Origin of the sequence: Microvirga arabica, from assembly GCF_016811235.1 — a bacterium.
GTDB classification, from domain to species: Bacteria; Pseudomonadota; Alphaproteobacteria; order Rhizobiales; family Beijerinckiaceae; genus Microvirga; species Microvirga arabica.
The window spans coordinates 1-15,111 of record NZ_JAFBID010000114.1 but is presented as its reverse complement, the minus strand read 5'-3'; the positions used below and the strand labels follow the sequence as shown (position 1 = coordinate 15,111).

The following is a 15,111-nucleotide window of genomic DNA, read 5'->3' as shown; positions in this document are numbered from 1 at the left end:
TCCGTCAAGACATAGCGATCCATCAAGAGCTTGAATCATAAGCCCAACCTCATGTGAATCCCCACAGACCTTAGAGCATTTCCACGCGAATCGCCCGGATCACGATCGCTTCCTGATCGAAGCGGCGCTCCAGGTCGGCCCGGTAATGCTCCCACCAGGAATGATCGAGTTCGCGTGCCATGACCTCGAACACCACGATATCGTCATGGGCCGTGTGGCCGCCTTCCTTCCAGACCCCTTCAGCCGGCGCACGGGTGAAGCTCGTGATGCCGCCGAAGCGCTCGGACAGTTCCGAGCGCACCCGGCCATAGGCTGCGCCGTCGAAGCGGCGGCCCGCATTGTCGGCAAGCGGCAGAAGGATTTGAATCAGGTGCATCGCCTTCCCCTGGAATGCCATGGCCGGATGAGGACATAGCTCACAAGGTGGGAAAAGCGAGTCCTGGATGCGTCAGGCCTGCAAAGCGGCGAACAGATCCCGGTCCGTTTCGGGAATACCGGCGTCGATTCGGTAGCGGCCCGAGGGCTTCGAAACACGCCAGGGCAAAGCCGTGGAGGCATGGAAAGCCTCGGACGGGCGCAGACGCCGGCCCATGCCGTCACCTTGGATTTCATCGATGACGACGAAGCCGAAGATGGTCAGTCGCGTTGCCATGGCCTTCGTCACGCGGTCATCGGCCCCGATTGTCAGCGAGCCTGCGGAATACACCGCATCCATGAGGCTCCTCTGGTCGTGCCGGGGATTGGCCGACGAGCGCGCGCCCGGAAAGCGGATGACGTTCGTCGGCTGAGACGATCTCGATTCCATGTAAGCAACCCTTGGTCCCGAATCGGGCCAAGAATCGCCGCAAGGGATTAAGAAGCGCCTAATCGAGCCGGTGAAGGGACACGTAGCCGACGCCGGACGAGGTCAGCCCGAGAGCCTGGGCGGGTCCCTTGGCGAGATCGATGATGCGCCGGTGGGCGAAAGGACCCCGGTCGTTCACCCGGACGACCACGGAACGGCCATTGGTCTCATTGACGACCTTGAGGCGGGTGCCGAACGGCAGGGACCGGTGAGCAGCGGTCATATCGTAGGAATTGAAGCGCTCGCCGCTGGCGGTCTTGCGGCCATGGAAGCCGGGCCCGTACCAGGAGGCGGTGCCGCGCTGAAAGGCTTTGCCTGTCTCAATATTGGCAGTTGAGATGGACCCTGTGACCGTAGGGTCGTTGGAGGCGGTTGTATTGCAAGCAGCAATAAAAAGAAGTGGCACCATCGCAGATGCTCGGGCGAGGATATTATTCAAGGACAGTCTCCCCTTCCATTGTGATTGGAAGTGAAGCTGAACTTTAAAAAGGCAAGAATATGGCGTCTGATTTTTTTCAGTGCTGTCTCATACTTCAGAGGCATGGAACTATTGGCAAAACTAGCCTGAAGATTTTTTCTCGACCAATCTTATTGGTGAAACAACGTTTCTTTTGCCGCTGAGGAAGATTTCACTGTTCCGTGATCGCCGAGATGTGACTCTGGCCGGGCAGCCAAGCCGCTATAGGTAAGTCTTCACTGTTCCAAGACAGATGTAGGCACCCGTTCGATGCTGAATTCCTCCCCATCCCCGCATGTTGCCATTGTCGGGGCCGGCCCGGGCGGCTTGGCATCGGCCATGCTGCTGGCCCGCGAGGGGATTCCGGTCACGATCTTCGAGCGCGAACCGGCCGTGGGCGGCCGCACCCGCACGATCCACGCGCCCGGCGGCTACAAATTCGACATCGGCCCCACATTCTTCCTGTATCCGCGCGTGCTGAAGGACATCTTCGAGGCCTGCGGCGAACAGCTGGAAGACCACGTGGAGCTCAAGCGGCTCGACCCGCAATATCACCTCGTCTTCGAGGGCGGCGGCGACATCCGGGCCACCTATGACCTCGACCGGCTCGAGCAGGAGATCGCCCGCTTGGCGCCAGCCGATGCGAAAAACGTGCGCCGTTTCCTCGACGACAACCGCGAGAAGCTCGAAGCCTTCCGGCCTGTGCTGGAACAGGCGTTCTCAAGCCCGGCGGATCTCTTCTCGCCCGCCATGATCGCCGCCCTGCCGAAGCTGAGGCCCTTCTCCAGCGTCGACGGCGATCTCAAGCGTTATTTCGCCGATCCGCGCGTGCGCCTCGCCTTTTCGTTCCAGACAAAATACCTCGGCATGTCGCCGTTCCAGTGCCCGAGCCTGTTCACGATCCTGTCGTTCCTCGAATACGAGCACGGCGTGTTTCATCCCATGGGCGGCTGCGGCGCCGTGTCGGACGCGATGGCGAATGTCGCGCGCAAGATGGGTGTCGACATTCGCCTGAACACGCCCGTAGATCGCATTCTCTATGAGAACGGAGAGGCCGTCGGCCTCGAGGCCAGTGGCGAGCGCTTTGCCGCCGGATCAGTGGTGGTCAACGGCGATTTCGGCCATGCCATGCGCCAGCTCGTTCCGGAGGAGATGCGCCCGCGCTGGACGAACAAGAAACTCGATCGCGCCAAGATCTCCTGTTCCACCTTCATGCTCTATCTCGGCATCGAGGGCGACTTGGGCGACCTCGCCCATCACACGATCCTGCTGTCGAAGGAATACGAGCGCAACATCCACGAGATCACCAATGGCATTCTCCCCGAGGAGCCGTCGATCTACGTGCATCATGCGGGCGTCACCGACCCGTCGCTCGCGCCCAAGGGCCATGCGAGCCTCTATGTGCTGGTGCCCGTGCCGAACCTGCGCTGCGACGTCGACTGGGAGCGCGAGGCCCCGCGCTATCGCAGGATCGCCCTGGAGCGGCTGAAAGTGCTCGGCCTCACCGACATCGAAAGCCGCATCCGCTACGAGCGCGTGGTGACGCCGCGCGGCTGGGAGGACGATTTCGCAGTCTTCGAGGGCGCCACCTTCAACCTGGCGCATAACCTGACGCAGATGCTCTATTTCCGGCCGCACAACCGCTTCGGCCGCAACGTTTATCTGGTGGGCGGCGGCACGCATCCTGGCAGCGGGCTGCCGGTCATCTACGAAGGCGCGCGGATCACCACGCGTCTGCTGCTCGAGGATCGCGAGCGTCGCAAGATCGGCAACGACAGGCCGGAGCCGGTCGTTGCACCGGTGGGCGAAGCCGCTGTGTGAGGGAGCCTGTCATGAGCCGAATCGGATTGCTCGCATTTCTGTTTCTCGTTCCCTCCTCCGCGCCAAAGCCATCCAGCCGGCCTGGATCGTCGTCGAGGAGTTCTCGATGATGACGTCCCTGTCGATTCCCTAGATCCCAATGCTGTGGCGCGCCTATGCTCTTCTATCCCATGGGGGAGACCGCTTCGGCCTCGGATCCGTCGGTCTCGGTTCCTGGCGCATTCCCGTCGGCGCGCCGGCCTCCCGAAAGGCTGACGATGTCCTGAAGGTGCTCGAGGCGGCCGATACCGCCATCTGGTCGGCGAGCGCCCTCTCGGCCTGCGCCGAGAGCGGCCTGCTCATGCGGCTCAGGCAGCCGGCCACCGGGGCAGAACTGGCGCAGGTCCTCTCCCTTCCACCGGCGCTCGTGCAAACGCTGCTCGATACGCTCGCCGCCTTCGGCTTCGTCACATGGGAAGGCGGCCGGGTGCAGGCCTCGCCGGCCCTGATGCCGTTCACGTCGCCCGAAGGAGCGGAAACCTTCAAGGCGGCCTTGCGCGCACCGCTGCTGCAGAGCGAGGATTTCCGGCGCCGGCTGAAGACCGGCACCATGAGCCTCGACGGCTGGTCCCACACCGACGACGCCATCATCGAGGCGCAAGGGACATTGACCCGGCATTGGACCACGCGGGCCCTGCCGAAGCTGAAATTCCTGCCGGGGCTCGTTCCGCGGCTGGAAGCCCCTGGAGCGGCGCTTCTCGACGTAGGAGCAGGTGCCGCGGGTCTCTCCATCGCGCTCTGCCGGCACTTCCCTCGCCTCAGCGCCGTGGCCCTGGAGCCGGCACCGCACCCGGCGGAGCTCGGCGAGGTGCATGTGCGCCAGGCCGGGCTGGCGAACCGCATCGCCATCCGCCGCGAGAGGGTGGAGGAGATGCAGGAGGACAGCGCCTTCGACCTCGCCTTCCTGCCCCAGATGTTCCTGCCCGATGCAGTCATCGAGGAGGCTGTCCGCCGGGTCTTCCACGCCTTGAGGCCGGGCGGCTGGCTTCTGGTCGCCGTGCTGTCCCAGCAGGGGTCGGGGCCGGTCCCCGTGGTCAACCGGCTGAAGAACCTGCTCTGGGGCGGCAACACCCGTGACATGGCCCAGATCAAGCGACTGCTGGAAGCGGCCGGCTTCGACCCGGTGATCCGGGCGCCGGGACGGCAGTCCCTGCGCATGATCTGTGCCCGTCGCCCAAACCTGCGTGATCTGCCTTGAAGTGGGTCATGCCATTCCTAGAACCAACACAACTGGACATAAGCCTTGGAACGAATAGGCTTGTGCCCTGCGGGAGGACATCGTGAGCGCTCAAGGAAGTTCGGTTGCAGTCATCGGCGGAGGACTGGGCGGATTGGCGGCTGCCTGCGTTGCGGCCGCCCGCGGCCATAAGGTCACGCTTTACGACAAGAACGCCTGGATCGGCGGCAAGGCCGCGGTGCTGCACGAAGACGGCTTCCGGTTCGACATGGGCCCGACGATCCTCACCGTGCCGCGGGTTCTGGAGCGCATTTTCGCGGAAGCCGGGCGCAACCTCTCCGACTATCTCGACCTCGTGCGGCTCGATCCGCAATGGCGCTGCTTCTTCGACGACGGCACGCAGATCGACCTGCAGGAGAATATCGACGCCATGGCCTCAGCCATGGACCGCTTCGCACCGGGCAAGAACACCGGCGAAGGTTACAAGCGTTTTCAGGAGATCTCCGCCCATCTCCACGAGATCTCGAACAAGTTCTTCTTCTGGAAGCCCGTGGAGGATCTGTTCGACACCATCAACATCCGGGCCAACATGAACCCGGGTACGTTGCGGGACGTGCTGTCCCTGCGCATGGGGTCATCGGTGGCTGGCACCATCCGTTCGAAGGTCAAGGACGAGCGCCTGGCGCAGATGCTCGATCACTTCACGCAATATGTCGGCTCGTCGCCCTACGGTTCTCCCGCGGTGCTGTGCGCCATCGCCCATATGCAGGCGGCTGACGGCGTGTGGTATCCCATGGGCGGCACGCGCGCGGTCGCCGAAGCATTGGCAAAGCTCGCGACGGAGCTTGGTGCCACCATCAGGACCGACAGCGACATCGCATCCCTCAAGATCGTGAACAATGCGGTGGAGGGCGTCGTTCTCGCCAGCGGCGAAACCGTGGTCTACGACAACGTGATCTCCAACATGGATTCAATCCGCACCTATCGCGAGCTCGTCGGCGGCGAGGTCGGCGAGCATTACGCGAAGAAGGACTTCGAGCCGGCCTGTTCCGGCGTGGTGCTCTATCTCGGACTCAACAAGCGCTACGACCATGTCCTCCACCACGACTTCGTGTTCTCGCGCGATCCGGAGGAGGAGTTCGACTACATCTATCGCCGCGGCGATCCTGCGCCCGATCCGACCTGCTATCTCGCAGCACCGGCCGCGACAGATCCGAGCGTTGCGCCCGAAGGCGGCGAGGCGCTCTACGTGCTCGTGCACACGCCGTACCTACGCCCGCATCACGACTGGTCGCAGATGTTTCCGGCCTATCGCCAAGTGATCATCGACAAGCTGAAACGCACCGCCGGCATGGCGGATATCGAGGAGCGCATCGTCGTCGAGCGCCATCTCACCCCGCAGGATATCCACGACCGCTACAAGGTGCTCAACGGCGCCATCTATGGGCTCGCCAGCCACGGCAAGTTCATGGGCGCGTTCAAGCCGGGCAACCGCAGCCGTCAGGTGCAGGGCCTGTATCTCGCCGGCGGCGCGGCGCATCCCGGCCCCGGCATGCCGATGGTGATGATGTCGGGCTGGATTGCCGCCGACGCCCTCGATGCAGACAGCAAGGCCGAGAATCTACGGAACGTGTCTTGAGGCAGGAAGCGACCACAACCACGGGAGACCGCTCCCCGCCCCACCGGGCGGGATCGTCTCCCGTGGCGCGTCGCTCTCCTCTGATCCACCGCTTCATGGTCTCGACGTTTCGCCGCTACTTCACGCGCCACATGAATGCGCTGCGGATTGCGGCCTGGGGCTTGCCAGCGGCCCCAGTGAGCGGTCCCGTAATCGTCTACTCGAACCATCCAGCCTGGTGGGATGCAGCCGTCTACATCCTGGCTGCGGACCATTTCCTTCCTGGTTACGAAAGCTACGCACCCATCGATGCCGCGATGCTGAAGCAATACGGCATCTTCGGCCGCATCGGCGCCTTCGGCGTCGATCTCGACAGCCCTCGCGGCGCGGCGGATTTCCTGCGCACCAGCGCCGAGATCCTGTCGTCGCCGAACCGTGCGCTGTGGGTGACGGCGCAGGGGCGTTTCAGCGATGTGCGCGAGCGCCCGCTCGGACTCAAGCCCGGCGTCGCACGACTTCCTGAAATCGCACCCGACTGCACGGTGATCCCGCTCGCCATCGAATACGGCTTTTGGCTTGAGCGCGGAGCCGAGGCTTTCCTCGCCTTCGGCAAGCCCATGCATGGCAGGGACCTTCTAAATCTTTCACGCCCTGCCCGCCTGGAGCGTCTTGAGACGGAACTCGCCACCACCCTCGACCGGTTGAGCGCCGATGTGCAGAGCCGCGACCCCGCGCGCTTCCGCGCCATGCTTGAAGGTCGCGCCGGGGTGGGCGGGATCTATGACGGGTGGCGCCGGATGATGGCAACCGTGCGGGGCCGAACCTTCGATCCGTCGCATGAGGGGCGCCCCTCATGATCGTCCTTGGTCTCGTCCTCTTTGGCCTTGCGGCGCTTTCCTTCGCGTTGGCTCTCGTGAACCTGAGCATCCTGCGCGCGACGCCGCCCCATGCGCCGAAAGGCGATGTGCTCGTCTCGATCCTCATTCCTGCCCGCAACGAAGCGAAGAACATCGGCCCTGCCCTCGATGCCGCTCTGGCCAGTGTCGGTGTGCGGATCGAGATCCTGGTCATGGACGATGGCTCCACGGATGCCACGCCGGAAATCGTCAGATCCTACGCTGCGCGCGACGAGCGCGTGCGCCCTCTCACGGCGCCCCCTCTCGCGGAGGGATGGACCGGCAAGGTCCATGCCTGCCACCATCTTTCGGAAGCCGCCAAGGGCACGCATTTGCTGTTCGTGGATGCCGATGTGCGTTTAGGCCCCCATGCAGCCGCGCGCCTCGCAGGCCATGCGCAGGAGAGCCATGCCGGCTTGGTAAGCGCGGTGCCGCGCCAGATCATGCGCTCGCCGGGCGAGCTGCTGACGGTGCCGACGATCAACCTGCTGCTTCTCGGCTACCTGCCCATGGGCTTCATGCGCCTGTCTCGCGATCCTGGCCTCGGGGCGGCCTGCGGTCAGCTCATGCTCGTCGAGCGGGAAGCCTATCGGGCGAGCGGCGGCCATGCGGCGATCCGCGCGCGAATCCATGACGGCATTCAGCTCGCGCGGCTCTTCCGCCGCAAGGGCTTCATGACCGATCTCGTGCCGGGCGACCGCCTCGCCTCCTGCCGGATGTACACGCGTTTTGACGAAGCCTGGAACGGCTTTGCCAAGAATGCCCATGAGGGCATGGCAACCCCCGTTGCGCTGCCGGTCTGGACGGTGCTGCTGCTCGGCGGGCACGTCCTGCCCTTCGCCCTGCTGCCGTTTGCCCCTACCCTTCCCATCGTGGCTGCGGCGCTCCTGTCGCTCGCGACCCGAACCCTCGTGACGATGGCAACGCGGGAGAACCCCTGGTCGATTCCCTTGCATCCGTTCACCATGCTGGTCGGCCTCGCCATTCAGTGGAGCGTGCTGCTGCGGATCGGCACGACACGCCATGCCGGGTGGAAGGGCAGGCTTTATCCCGTGGGGGCGAAGCCATGAGCCCACACATGAAACAGGCGACCAAGCAGCCGCGGGATGAGAACTTTCCGGTGGCCTCATTGGTGCTATCGCCCGAGCACCGGGATGCGGTTCTCGCCTTCTACGCCTTTGCCCGGATGGCCGACGACATCGCCGATGCGCCCGATCTCAAAGCGGCCGAAAAGCTCCAGCGGCTCGATGAACTCGCGCAGGCACTGATCGCCGGCGATCCTGCGGTTCCTGAGGCCGCGCGCCTGCACGCGGCCGACAAGCGGTACAGGACTGGACTCATCCAGGCCCGCGATCTCCTGCGGGCCTTCCGGCAGGACGTGGTCAAGGCCCGCTACAATGAATGGGCGGAGCTCATCGAATATTGCCGCTTCTCGGCCAATCCGGTCGGCCGTTTTCTCCTGGCCTTGCACAACGAGCGCAGCGCCGCCCAGGCTCCGGCGGATTCCTTGTGCACGGCGCTGCAGATCCTCAACCACCTGCAGGATTGCGGCAAGGATCATCGGGATCTCGGCCGCATCTACATTCCCCTGCGCTGGATGATGGGAGCAGGATCCGAGAAGGCCTTCTTCGATCCGGCCCATGCTGCGTTCCGCCGCAGCGTGGTCGATGCCATGCTGGACCGGGTCGATGCGCTGATCGACCAGGCGCAATCCCTGCCGGAGCATCTGCAGAGCCGACGCCTGCAGGCGCAGAGCCTCGCCACCATCGCGCTCGCCCGGCGCTTGAGCGAGCGCCTGCGCCGCACGGATCCGGTTCTGGAGCGGGTGCAGGTGAGCAAGGCCGATGCCTGCATGGCGTTCCTGCGCGGCTTCGGGGGCACGCTGCGCCGGCCGGTCAACGGTGACCATCGCATCACGGCCGCAATGGTGCGGCGCTCCGGATCCTCCTTCCGCCTTGGCATGCAGAGCCTGCAGAGCGAGCGACGCCGCGCTATGCATGCGGTCTATGCCTTCTGCCGCGCCGTCGACGACATCGCCGACGGAGCCGCGCCGCCTTCCGAGAAGCGCGCCTTCCTGCGCGAGTGGCGGCGCGAGGTCGACCGGCTGCACCGCGCCCCGGAAACGCCCATCGGGCGGGAACTCGCCCGGGCAATCACCCTCTTCAAGCTGCCGGTGGCTGAATGCCACGCGCTTCTCGACGGCATGGAGATGGACAGTGCGGAGCGCTTGCGGATCACGAACGATTACGAGCTCAATCTCTACGGACGCCGCGTCGCAGGCTCGGTCGGCGCCCTGTCGATCCGCATCTTCGGCGTGCCCTCCGCCCATGATTTCGCCCTCGATCTCGGGCGCACCCTGCAGCTCGTGAACATCCTGCGCGATGTGGACGAGGACGCCGCCTGCGAGCGCGTCTACGTTCCGCTCTCGCGGCTGGCGCAGCTCGGGTTGCAGGATGCGCCGGCCGCTATCCTCGTGGCCGATCCGCGCTTCGCCCGGGTCTGCGATGGCTTGGCCGAAGAAGCGCAAGCAGGCTTTGCGGCGGCGGATGCCGCCTTGACACGCCTCGACCGCGCGGCCTTGAAACCCGCGATCCTGATGATGGAGAATTACCGCCGCGTGCTCGCCCGGCTGCAGGCCCGCGGCTGGGGCATGCGGCAAGGCCGGCTGCGCCTGAGCACCGCCGACCGCCTGCACCTGATCACCCGCGCCATGAGGCCCGCATGACAACGCGGCGCACTCATATTGTGGGAGCGGGCGTCGCAGGCCTGAGCGCGGCGCTGGCCGTCACGGCCGATGGCGGCGAGGCCGTGCTCTACGAGGCCGCTCCGCACCCGGGCGGGCGCTGCCGCACGCTGCACCCCGCTGATGGGTTCGATCATGACAACGGCACCCATGTGCTGTTCACGGCCAACGGGCGTGCGCTCGATCTCCTGAAGACCGTGGGTGCGCGCGAGCGCTGGTGCGAGCCCGAACCCAAGGGCCTTCCGCTCTATGACGGGCGCACCGGCGAGATGCGCCGCGTCGGCCTCTCGCCCTGGTCCTGGCTGCGGCCGTCCCGCCGCCCGCAGGGGCTGACCCTGCCCGATCTCGCGCGAATTCTTCGCCTCGTCTTTGCCGCGAAGGATTGTCCGGTCGCTGCCATCATCGGCAAGCGGCCGATCATGGACAGCCTGATCGAGCCGCTCACCGTAGCCGTTCTCAACACGCCGCCAGAGCAGGCCTCCGCGCAGCGCCTTGCCTGTGCGCTTCGCCAGCTCATCCGCCCCGGCGCCGGTCGCCTCCTGGTGGCGAGGAACGGCCTGAGCCAGGACCTGATCGAGCCCGCCGTCGCGACCCTGCAGGCCAGGGGCGTGCGGGTTCTCACCGGACAGCGCCTGCGCACCCTTCTCATTGCCAACGGGCGCGTCATCGGACTGGCGCTGAGCGACCGCACGGTGATGCTCGGCCCGAACGACCGCGTGATTCTGGCGCTCCCGCCTTATGAGGTGGAGCGGCTTCTGCCTGATCTGCCCGTGCCGACGCAGTTCGAGCCGATCCTCAACGTGCATTACCGCATGGCGGGTCTGGAGCATCCGCGCTTCATCGGCTTCACCGGCACGCTTGCCCAATGGGCGCTGATCCGCCCGAGCCATGTGAGCGTCACCGTTTCGGCCGCCGATGCGGTGGTCGATCAGAACGCATCCGACGTGGCGGGGCGGATCTGGCGCGAGATCGCTCCCGCTTTGCACTCCCTCGGCCTCGATGCGCATGCCGACCTGCAGCCCGAAACGCGCGTGGTGAAGGAAAAGCGCGCCACGATCCGCCAGGCCGCTGAGACGCTGCCCCAGCCGCCCCTGCGTCCGCTTGCCAACCTGGCGCTCGCCGGCGACTGGATCGGCTCGCTTCCCGCCACCATCGAGAGCGCCGTGATGGCCGGCGAGCACGCCGCGTCCATTCTGCACCATGCCCGCGGCACCCGGGCGACTCTCTCCAAAGATCGAGCCTTGAAGACGGAGAACGCGGCATGATCCAGGACCATCCGCCGCTCACCGTTCTGCTCGCGGCACCGCGCGGCTTCTGTGCCGGCGTGGAGCGCGCCATCCAGGCCGTTGAGGACGCGCTCGAACGGACAGGGAAGCCCGTCTATGTGCGGCACGAGATCGTGCACAACAACCGGGTGGTGGACGACCTCAAGCGCAAGGGCGCGATCTTCGTCGAGGATGTCGCCGAGATCCCCGACGGCGCGGTCGCGATCTTCAGCGCCCATGGGGTGTCGCGCGCGGTGGAACGTGAGGCGGCCGGCCGCGGTCTCTCCGTGCTCGATGCCACCTGCCCTCTCGTGCGCCGCGTTCATCTCGAAGGACAGCGCCATGCCAAGGCGGGCCGCGAGGTCATCGTCATCGGCCATCGCGGCCATGTGGAGATCGAGGGCACGACGGGACAGATCGACGGCACCGTGCATGTGATCGAAAGCGTCGCGGAGGCACTCACCGTCCCGGTTCTGAACCCGGAGCGCATCGCCTACATCACCCAGACCACGCTGTCCGTGGACGACACGCGCGAGATCATCGCGGCCTTGAAGTCACGCTTCCCGAACATCCAAGGGCCTGACGTCAAGACGATCTGCTACGCGACCCAGAACCGGCAGATGGCGGTGCGCGTCATTGCCCGGCGGGCGGAGCGGATCATCGTGTGCGGCGCGCGCAACTCCTCGAACACCAACCGCCTGTGCGAGGTGGCCGTCAACGAGGGCCGCCAGGCCCTTCTCCTGCAGGATCCGAAGGATCTGACGCTCGCCTTCATCGACGGTGCTGCCGTCATCGGCCTGACGGCCGGTGCCTCCGCGCCCGAGGATCTGGTGCAGGAGGCCCTGGCGCGCCTTGCGCAATGGCGGCGCCTTACGGTGGAAGAAGTGAGCGTCACCCGCGAGGATGCGCAGTTTGCTCCCGTCGATCTCTCACGTCTCGTCAATCAGCTCGCGAATGCTTCCTGAACGTCCTGCGGCACGGCCGTGACCAGTCCGAGCCGGTCGCGGCGCAGCCAGCGCCACAGCATCAGCCCGGCCACCACGGCAAGCCCGCTGGCGAGCCCGATCCAGATGCCGATGCCGCGAAGCGGCGTGTTGAAGGCCAGGACGATGCCGAGCGGCAGGCCGACGCCCCAATATCCCAAAGCCGCGTAGATCATCGGCACCCGCGTGTCCTGCAGGCCGCGCAGCATGCCGGCGCCCACCGCCTGTGCGCCGTCCACCAGCTGGAAGATGGCCGCCACCACCAGGAACGAGCGCGCCAGATCGATCACGAGCGCATTTTTGGGGTCACTCAGGTCGAGAAACGCGCCGAGCAGCAGGTGCGGGGCGAACATCATGAGCGAGGCCGTAATCACCATGAAGCCGGTGCCAAGCGCAAACGACGTCCAGCCGGCGCGGGTGACCCCGGGCGCATCCTGTGCGCCATAGGCGCGGCCCACGCGCACCGTGACGGCCTGCCCGATGCCGAGCGGAACCGAGAAGCAGAAGGAGGCGATCTGCAGCGCCACCGCATGGGCGGCCAGCTCGCTCTCGCCGAGCCGGCCCATGAGCATGGCGGCCGCGTTGAAGATCGTCACCTCGAACATCAGCGTCAGGCCGATGGGAACGCCGAGCCGCCACAGGGTGCGGTAGCGCGGCCAGTCGGAGCGCCAGAAACGTCCGAAGATGTGATAGCGCCTCAGCTTCGGATCGAGGGTGATGACCAGGGCAAGCCCGAGGAACATGAACGTGCTCGACAGCACCGTGCCGAGTCCCACGCCGATCAGCCCCAGGGCGGGCAGGCCGAACGAACCCACCATCAGAGCATAGGCCGCGCCGAAATTCACCGGGATGGCGAGCAGGCCGATGAACAGCGCCCAGCCTGGACGCTCCAGGGCTGCCAGGAAGGAGCGCAGCACCAGGAAGAACAGGAACGGCAGCAGGCTCCATTGCAGCGCGCGCATGTACTCGCCGGCATTGTGGGCGAGCCTGGGCTCCTGGCCGATGGCCAGCAGGATCGCCTCTCCGTTCCAGGCGACGATCCAGATCGGGATCGCAACCGTCACCGAGGCCCACAGGCCCTGGCGAACCGTGCGGCGCACTTCGCGCACGGAATGGCGCTTGCGGCCAAGCTCCTCGGCGATGATCGGTGAGGTGGCATTGACGAGGCCGATGCCGAAAATGAGGAACGCAAAATAGAGGTTGGTGCCGAGCGCACCTGCCGCGAGAGACTCTGAGCCCATCCAGCCCATCAGAATGACATCGGTGGTCATCAGGGCGTTCTGCGCTAGCGTGGCGAGAACGAGCGGCCAGCCGAGAGCCAGGGTCGCGCGGAGTTCCGCCACCCAGGCGGCGCGTTCGGTCAGGGAGGTGCGATGAATCATGGTGCCGGGCTTGTATCCAACCTGCCGCCGGAAAGCCACAGCCGGAACTCTCAAGCCGAAAAAGGAACCTGAGCTCTAGCGCATCCGTTCACCTTCCTGCTCACGTTTTCGTGTTGGTTTCCCGGAGTTCTTCATGGCGCAGCCGGCGCTCTCTACCGCAATCGACTTCGCCCTGCCGCCGGTCCTGCACAATGAACGGGGCGAGGTGCGCACGGTTGGGGTCGAGATCGAGTTCGTCGGCCCCTCGGCCGAGAAGACCGTGCAGGCCTTGCAGGAAGCGCTCGGGGGTCGGCTCCTCGAAGAGGATCCCCATGCCTTTGCCTTGAAGGAATCGGCCATCGGTGACCTGACCGTAGAACTCGACAGCCGGATTCTGCACCCCGGCAAGCAGGCCGGCACGCAGCGCGGCGTGCTGCCCAAGATCGCAGCCCTCTTCGGCTTTGCAGCAAGCTATCTCGTGCCCTGCGAGCTCGTCACCGCCCCCACGCCCATCGACCGGCTGGAAGAGTTGAACCGCATCCTGACCATCCTGCGCAGGCTCGGGGCCAAGGGCACGCAGGATGCGCCCTTCTATGCCTTCGGGCTGCACTTCAATCCGGAGATCCCACGCCAGGACGCGGCAACCGTCACGGCCTTTATGAAGAGCTTCGCGCTGCTCAATTCATGGCTCCGGCGCGAGGCTTCCCCGGACACCACCCGCAACCTCCTCGGCTTCGCGGATCCCTTTCCGTCCGAGTACGTGCGCCGGATCGTCCAGCCGGACTACCAGCCGGACATCGCAACCTTCATCGACGATTACTTGGCCTTCAACCCGACGCGGAACCGCGACCTCGACCTTCTGCCGCTGCTGCATCACTTCGATGCCACACGCGTGCGGGCCGTGCTGCCGAACGAGAAGATCAACGGCCGCCCCACGTTTCATTACCGGTTGCCCGACGCGCGGGTGAGCGATCCCGGCTGGAGCATCGCGCCGGACTGGAACCGCTGGGTCTGCGTGGAGCGTCTGGCCACCGATCGCGAGAAGCTGGATGCGGTGGGCGCCGCCTATCTCGCCTTCGAGGGCGAGGACAAGAGCTGGGCCAACGTGGTGGAGCAGGTCGTACGCTCATGACGAAACCTCTCATCGGCGTCACCACGTCCCGCCGGGGCGGCTGGCGCAGCTACCTCATGCACCGGCTGGCGCTGTATCGCGCAGGCGCGCGCTCCATCCGCCTCGTGCCGGGCAATCCCCTGCCGGCGGAGCCGCTCCACGGTCTCGTCATCGGCGGCGGCGACGATATCGGGGCGGAGATCTATGGCGGGCAGGTTCTGCCCGACGTGCGCATCGATCCCGAGCGCGACAAGCTGGAACTCGGCCTGCTCAAGGCAGCGCTGCCCGTGGGCTTGCCGGTGCTCGGCATCTGCCGCGGATCGCAGATGATCAACGTGGCGCTCGGCGGCTCGCTGCACACGGACATTTACGAGGTCTATGTGCAGGCGCCGAAGATGCGGACCGTGCTGCCGCGCAAGACGGTGACCGTCGAACCGGGATCGCGCCTCAACGGCGTCCTGCGCTGCAACCCATGTCTCGTGAACGCCCTGCATCACCAATCCGTGGATCGGCTCGGGCAGGGCCTTAACATCGCGGCCCGTGACGAGAGCGGCATCGTGCAGGCCATCGAGAGCCCGAGCGCCCCGTTCCTGCTGGGCGTGCAATGGCATCCGGAACTGCTGGTCTGGAAGAAGCCGCAGCAGCGCCTGTTCGCAGCGCTCACCGAGGCGGCCCGCGAGGCAGCACTTCCTCTGTCGGCTGCGCCGCTTGCGATCTAGTACTACAGCCGGGCCTTGTGCGTTGTCTTAGACACGGAGGTGTCGCGCCATGACGTACGCAAGCGAGGCCCACCGCT

Annotated in this window: 14 protein-coding genes; 10 read left to right on the top strand and 4 right to left on the bottom strand. The window is 65.7% G+C overall.

What is annotated here, in order from left to right; all coding sequences use genetic code 11:
- Nucleotides 1–70: 70 nt before the first annotated feature.
- The 3 genes from JQC81_RS30055 to JQC81_RS30045 all read right to left on the bottom strand — a co-directional run bounded on the left by JQC81_RS30055 (nucleotide 71) and on the right by JQC81_RS30045 (nucleotide 1,253).
- Nucleotides 71–376 (bottom strand): hypothetical protein, encoded by a 306-nt coding sequence (locus JQC81_RS30055; protein ID WP_203275451.1) that lies wholly within the window; start codon nucleotides 374–376, stop codon nucleotides 71–73.
- Nucleotides 377–448: 72 nt separating this feature from the next.
- Entirely contained in the window at nucleotides 449–805 is a 357-nt protein-coding gene (locus JQC81_RS30050; RefSeq protein ID WP_203275450.1) for a hypothetical protein, read from the bottom strand.
- 58 nt (nucleotides 806–863) lie between these two features.
- Complete coding sequence (locus JQC81_RS30045) at nucleotides 864–1,253, bottom strand: septal ring lytic transglycosylase RlpA family protein (RefSeq protein WP_203275449.1); 390 nt, start codon at nucleotides 1,251–1,253, stop codon at nucleotides 864–866.
- Between the two features lie 318 nt (nucleotides 1,254–1,571).
- Here JQC81_RS30045 and crtI point away from each other — a divergent pair, with 318 nt between their 5' ends.
- The 8 genes from crtI to ispH all read left to right on the top strand — a co-directional run bounded on the left by crtI (nucleotide 1,572) and on the right by ispH (nucleotide 11,825).
- Entirely contained in the window at nucleotides 1,572–3,122 is a 1,551-nt protein-coding gene (crtI, locus tag JQC81_RS30040) for a phytoene desaturase family protein (protein ID WP_203275448.1), read from the top strand.
- Nucleotides 3,123–3,261: 139 nt separating this feature from the next.
- Nucleotides 3,262–4,359, top strand: a complete 1,098-nt coding sequence (locus JQC81_RS30035; RefSeq protein WP_203275447.1) for an SAM-dependent methyltransferase — start codon at nucleotides 3,262–3,264, stop codon at nucleotides 4,357–4,359.
- Nucleotides 4,360–4,441: 82 nt separating this feature from the next.
- Nucleotides 4,442–5,977 carry a phytoene desaturase family protein gene (locus JQC81_RS30030; protein WP_203275446.1) on the top strand — a complete coding sequence of 512 codons (1,536 nt, stop codon included), beginning with the start codon at nucleotides 4,442–4,444 and terminating at the stop codon, nucleotides 5,975–5,977.
- Nucleotides 5,978–6,072: 95 nt separating this feature from the next.
- Nucleotides 6,073–6,813 (top strand): lysophospholipid acyltransferase family protein, encoded by a 741-nt coding sequence (locus JQC81_RS30025; RefSeq protein ID WP_203275452.1) that lies wholly within the window; start codon nucleotides 6,073–6,075, stop codon nucleotides 6,811–6,813.
- Nucleotides 6,810–7,922: a glycosyltransferase family 2 protein gene (locus tag JQC81_RS30020; RefSeq protein WP_203275445.1), complete on the top strand. Its 1,113-nt coding sequence runs from the start codon at nucleotides 6,810–6,812 to the stop codon at nucleotides 7,920–7,922. Before JQC81_RS30025 ends, JQC81_RS30020 begins: the two co-directional genes overlap by 4 nt.
- Nucleotides 7,923–7,930: 8 nt before the next feature.
- Nucleotides 7,931–9,577 (top strand): squalene/phytoene synthase family protein, encoded by a 1,647-nt coding sequence (locus JQC81_RS30015; protein ID WP_203275444.1) that lies wholly within the window; start codon nucleotides 7,931–7,933, stop codon nucleotides 9,575–9,577.
- A complete protein-coding gene (locus tag JQC81_RS30010; RefSeq protein ID WP_203275443.1) occupies nucleotides 9,574–10,860 on the top strand; it encodes a hydroxysqualene dehydroxylase in 1,287 nt (428 codons plus the stop codon). Before JQC81_RS30015 ends, JQC81_RS30010 begins: the two co-directional genes overlap by 4 nt.
- Nucleotides 10,857–11,825 carry a 4-hydroxy-3-methylbut-2-enyl diphosphate reductase gene (gene ispH / locus JQC81_RS30005; RefSeq protein WP_203275442.1) on the top strand — a complete coding sequence of 323 codons (969 nt, stop codon included), beginning with the start codon at nucleotides 10,857–10,859 and terminating at the stop codon, nucleotides 11,823–11,825. The genes JQC81_RS30010 and ispH overlap by 4 nt, the downstream gene beginning before the upstream one ends.
- Here the strand turns inward: ispH and JQC81_RS30000 are convergent.
- Nucleotides 11,804–13,225 (bottom strand): MATE family efflux transporter, encoded by a 1,422-nt coding sequence (locus JQC81_RS30000; RefSeq protein ID WP_203275441.1) that lies wholly within the window; start codon nucleotides 13,223–13,225, stop codon nucleotides 11,804–11,806. The two genes, ispH and JQC81_RS30000, sit on opposite strands and share 22 nt — an antisense overlap.
- 133 nt (nucleotides 13,226–13,358) lie before the next feature.
- Here JQC81_RS30000 and JQC81_RS29995 point away from each other — a divergent pair, with 133 nt between their 5' ends.
- Entirely contained in the window at nucleotides 13,359–14,336 is a 978-nt protein-coding gene (locus JQC81_RS29995; RefSeq protein WP_203275440.1) for an amidoligase family protein, read from the top strand.
- Entirely contained in the window at nucleotides 14,333–15,034 is a 702-nt protein-coding gene (locus tag JQC81_RS29990) for a gamma-glutamyl-gamma-aminobutyrate hydrolase family protein (RefSeq protein WP_203275439.1), read from the top strand. Before JQC81_RS29995 ends, JQC81_RS29990 begins: the two co-directional genes overlap by 4 nt.
- The last annotated feature ends 77 nt before the right edge of the window (nucleotides 15,035–15,111 follow it).

Bases quoted from the DNA above. Each gene is read 5' to 3' on its own strand.
- JQC81_RS30025 (WP_203275452.1), top strand. From the start codon at position 6,073: ATGGTCTCGACGTTTCGCCGCTACTTCACGCGCCACATGAATGCGCTG.
- JQC81_RS30020 (WP_203275445.1), top strand. From the start codon at position 6,810: ATGATCGTCCTTGGTCTCGTCCTCTTTGGCCTTGCGGCGCTTTCCTTC.
- JQC81_RS30015 (WP_203275444.1), top strand. From the start codon at position 7,931: ATGAAACAGGCGACCAAGCAGCCGCGGGATGAGAACTTTCCGGTGGCC.
- ispH (WP_203275442.1), top strand. From the start codon at position 10,857: ATGATCCAGGACCATCCGCCGCTCACCGTTCTGCTCGCGGCACCGCGC.
- JQC81_RS29990 (WP_203275439.1), top strand. From the start codon at position 14,333: ATGACGAAACCTCTCATCGGCGTCACCACGTCCCGCCGGGGCGGCTGG.
- JQC81_RS30055 (WP_203275451.1), bottom strand. From the start codon at position 376: ATGCACCTGATTCAAATCCTTCTGCCGCTTGCCGACAATGCGGGCCGC.
- JQC81_RS30050 (WP_203275450.1), bottom strand. From the start codon at position 805: ATGGAATCGAGATCGTCTCAGCCGACGAACGTCATCCGCTTTCCGGGC.
- JQC81_RS30035 (WP_203275447.1), top strand. From the start codon at position 3,262: ATGCTGTGGCGCGCCTATGCTCTTCTATCCCATGGGGGAGACCGCTTC.
- JQC81_RS30045 (WP_203275449.1), bottom strand. From the start codon at position 1,253: ATGGTGCCACTTCTTTTTATTGCTGCTTGCAATACAACCGCCTCCAAC.
- JQC81_RS30000 (WP_203275441.1), bottom strand. From the start codon at position 13,225: ATGATTCATCGCACCTCCCTGACCGAACGCGCCGCCTGGGTGGCGGAA.
- JQC81_RS29995 (WP_203275440.1), top strand. From the start codon at position 13,359: ATGGCGCAGCCGGCGCTCTCTACCGCAATCGACTTCGCCCTGCCGCCG.
- crtI (WP_203275448.1), top strand. From the start codon at position 1,572: ATGCTGAATTCCTCCCCATCCCCGCATGTTGCCATTGTCGGGGCCGGC.
- JQC81_RS30010 (WP_203275443.1), top strand. From the start codon at position 9,574: ATGACAACGCGGCGCACTCATATTGTGGGAGCGGGCGTCGCAGGCCTG.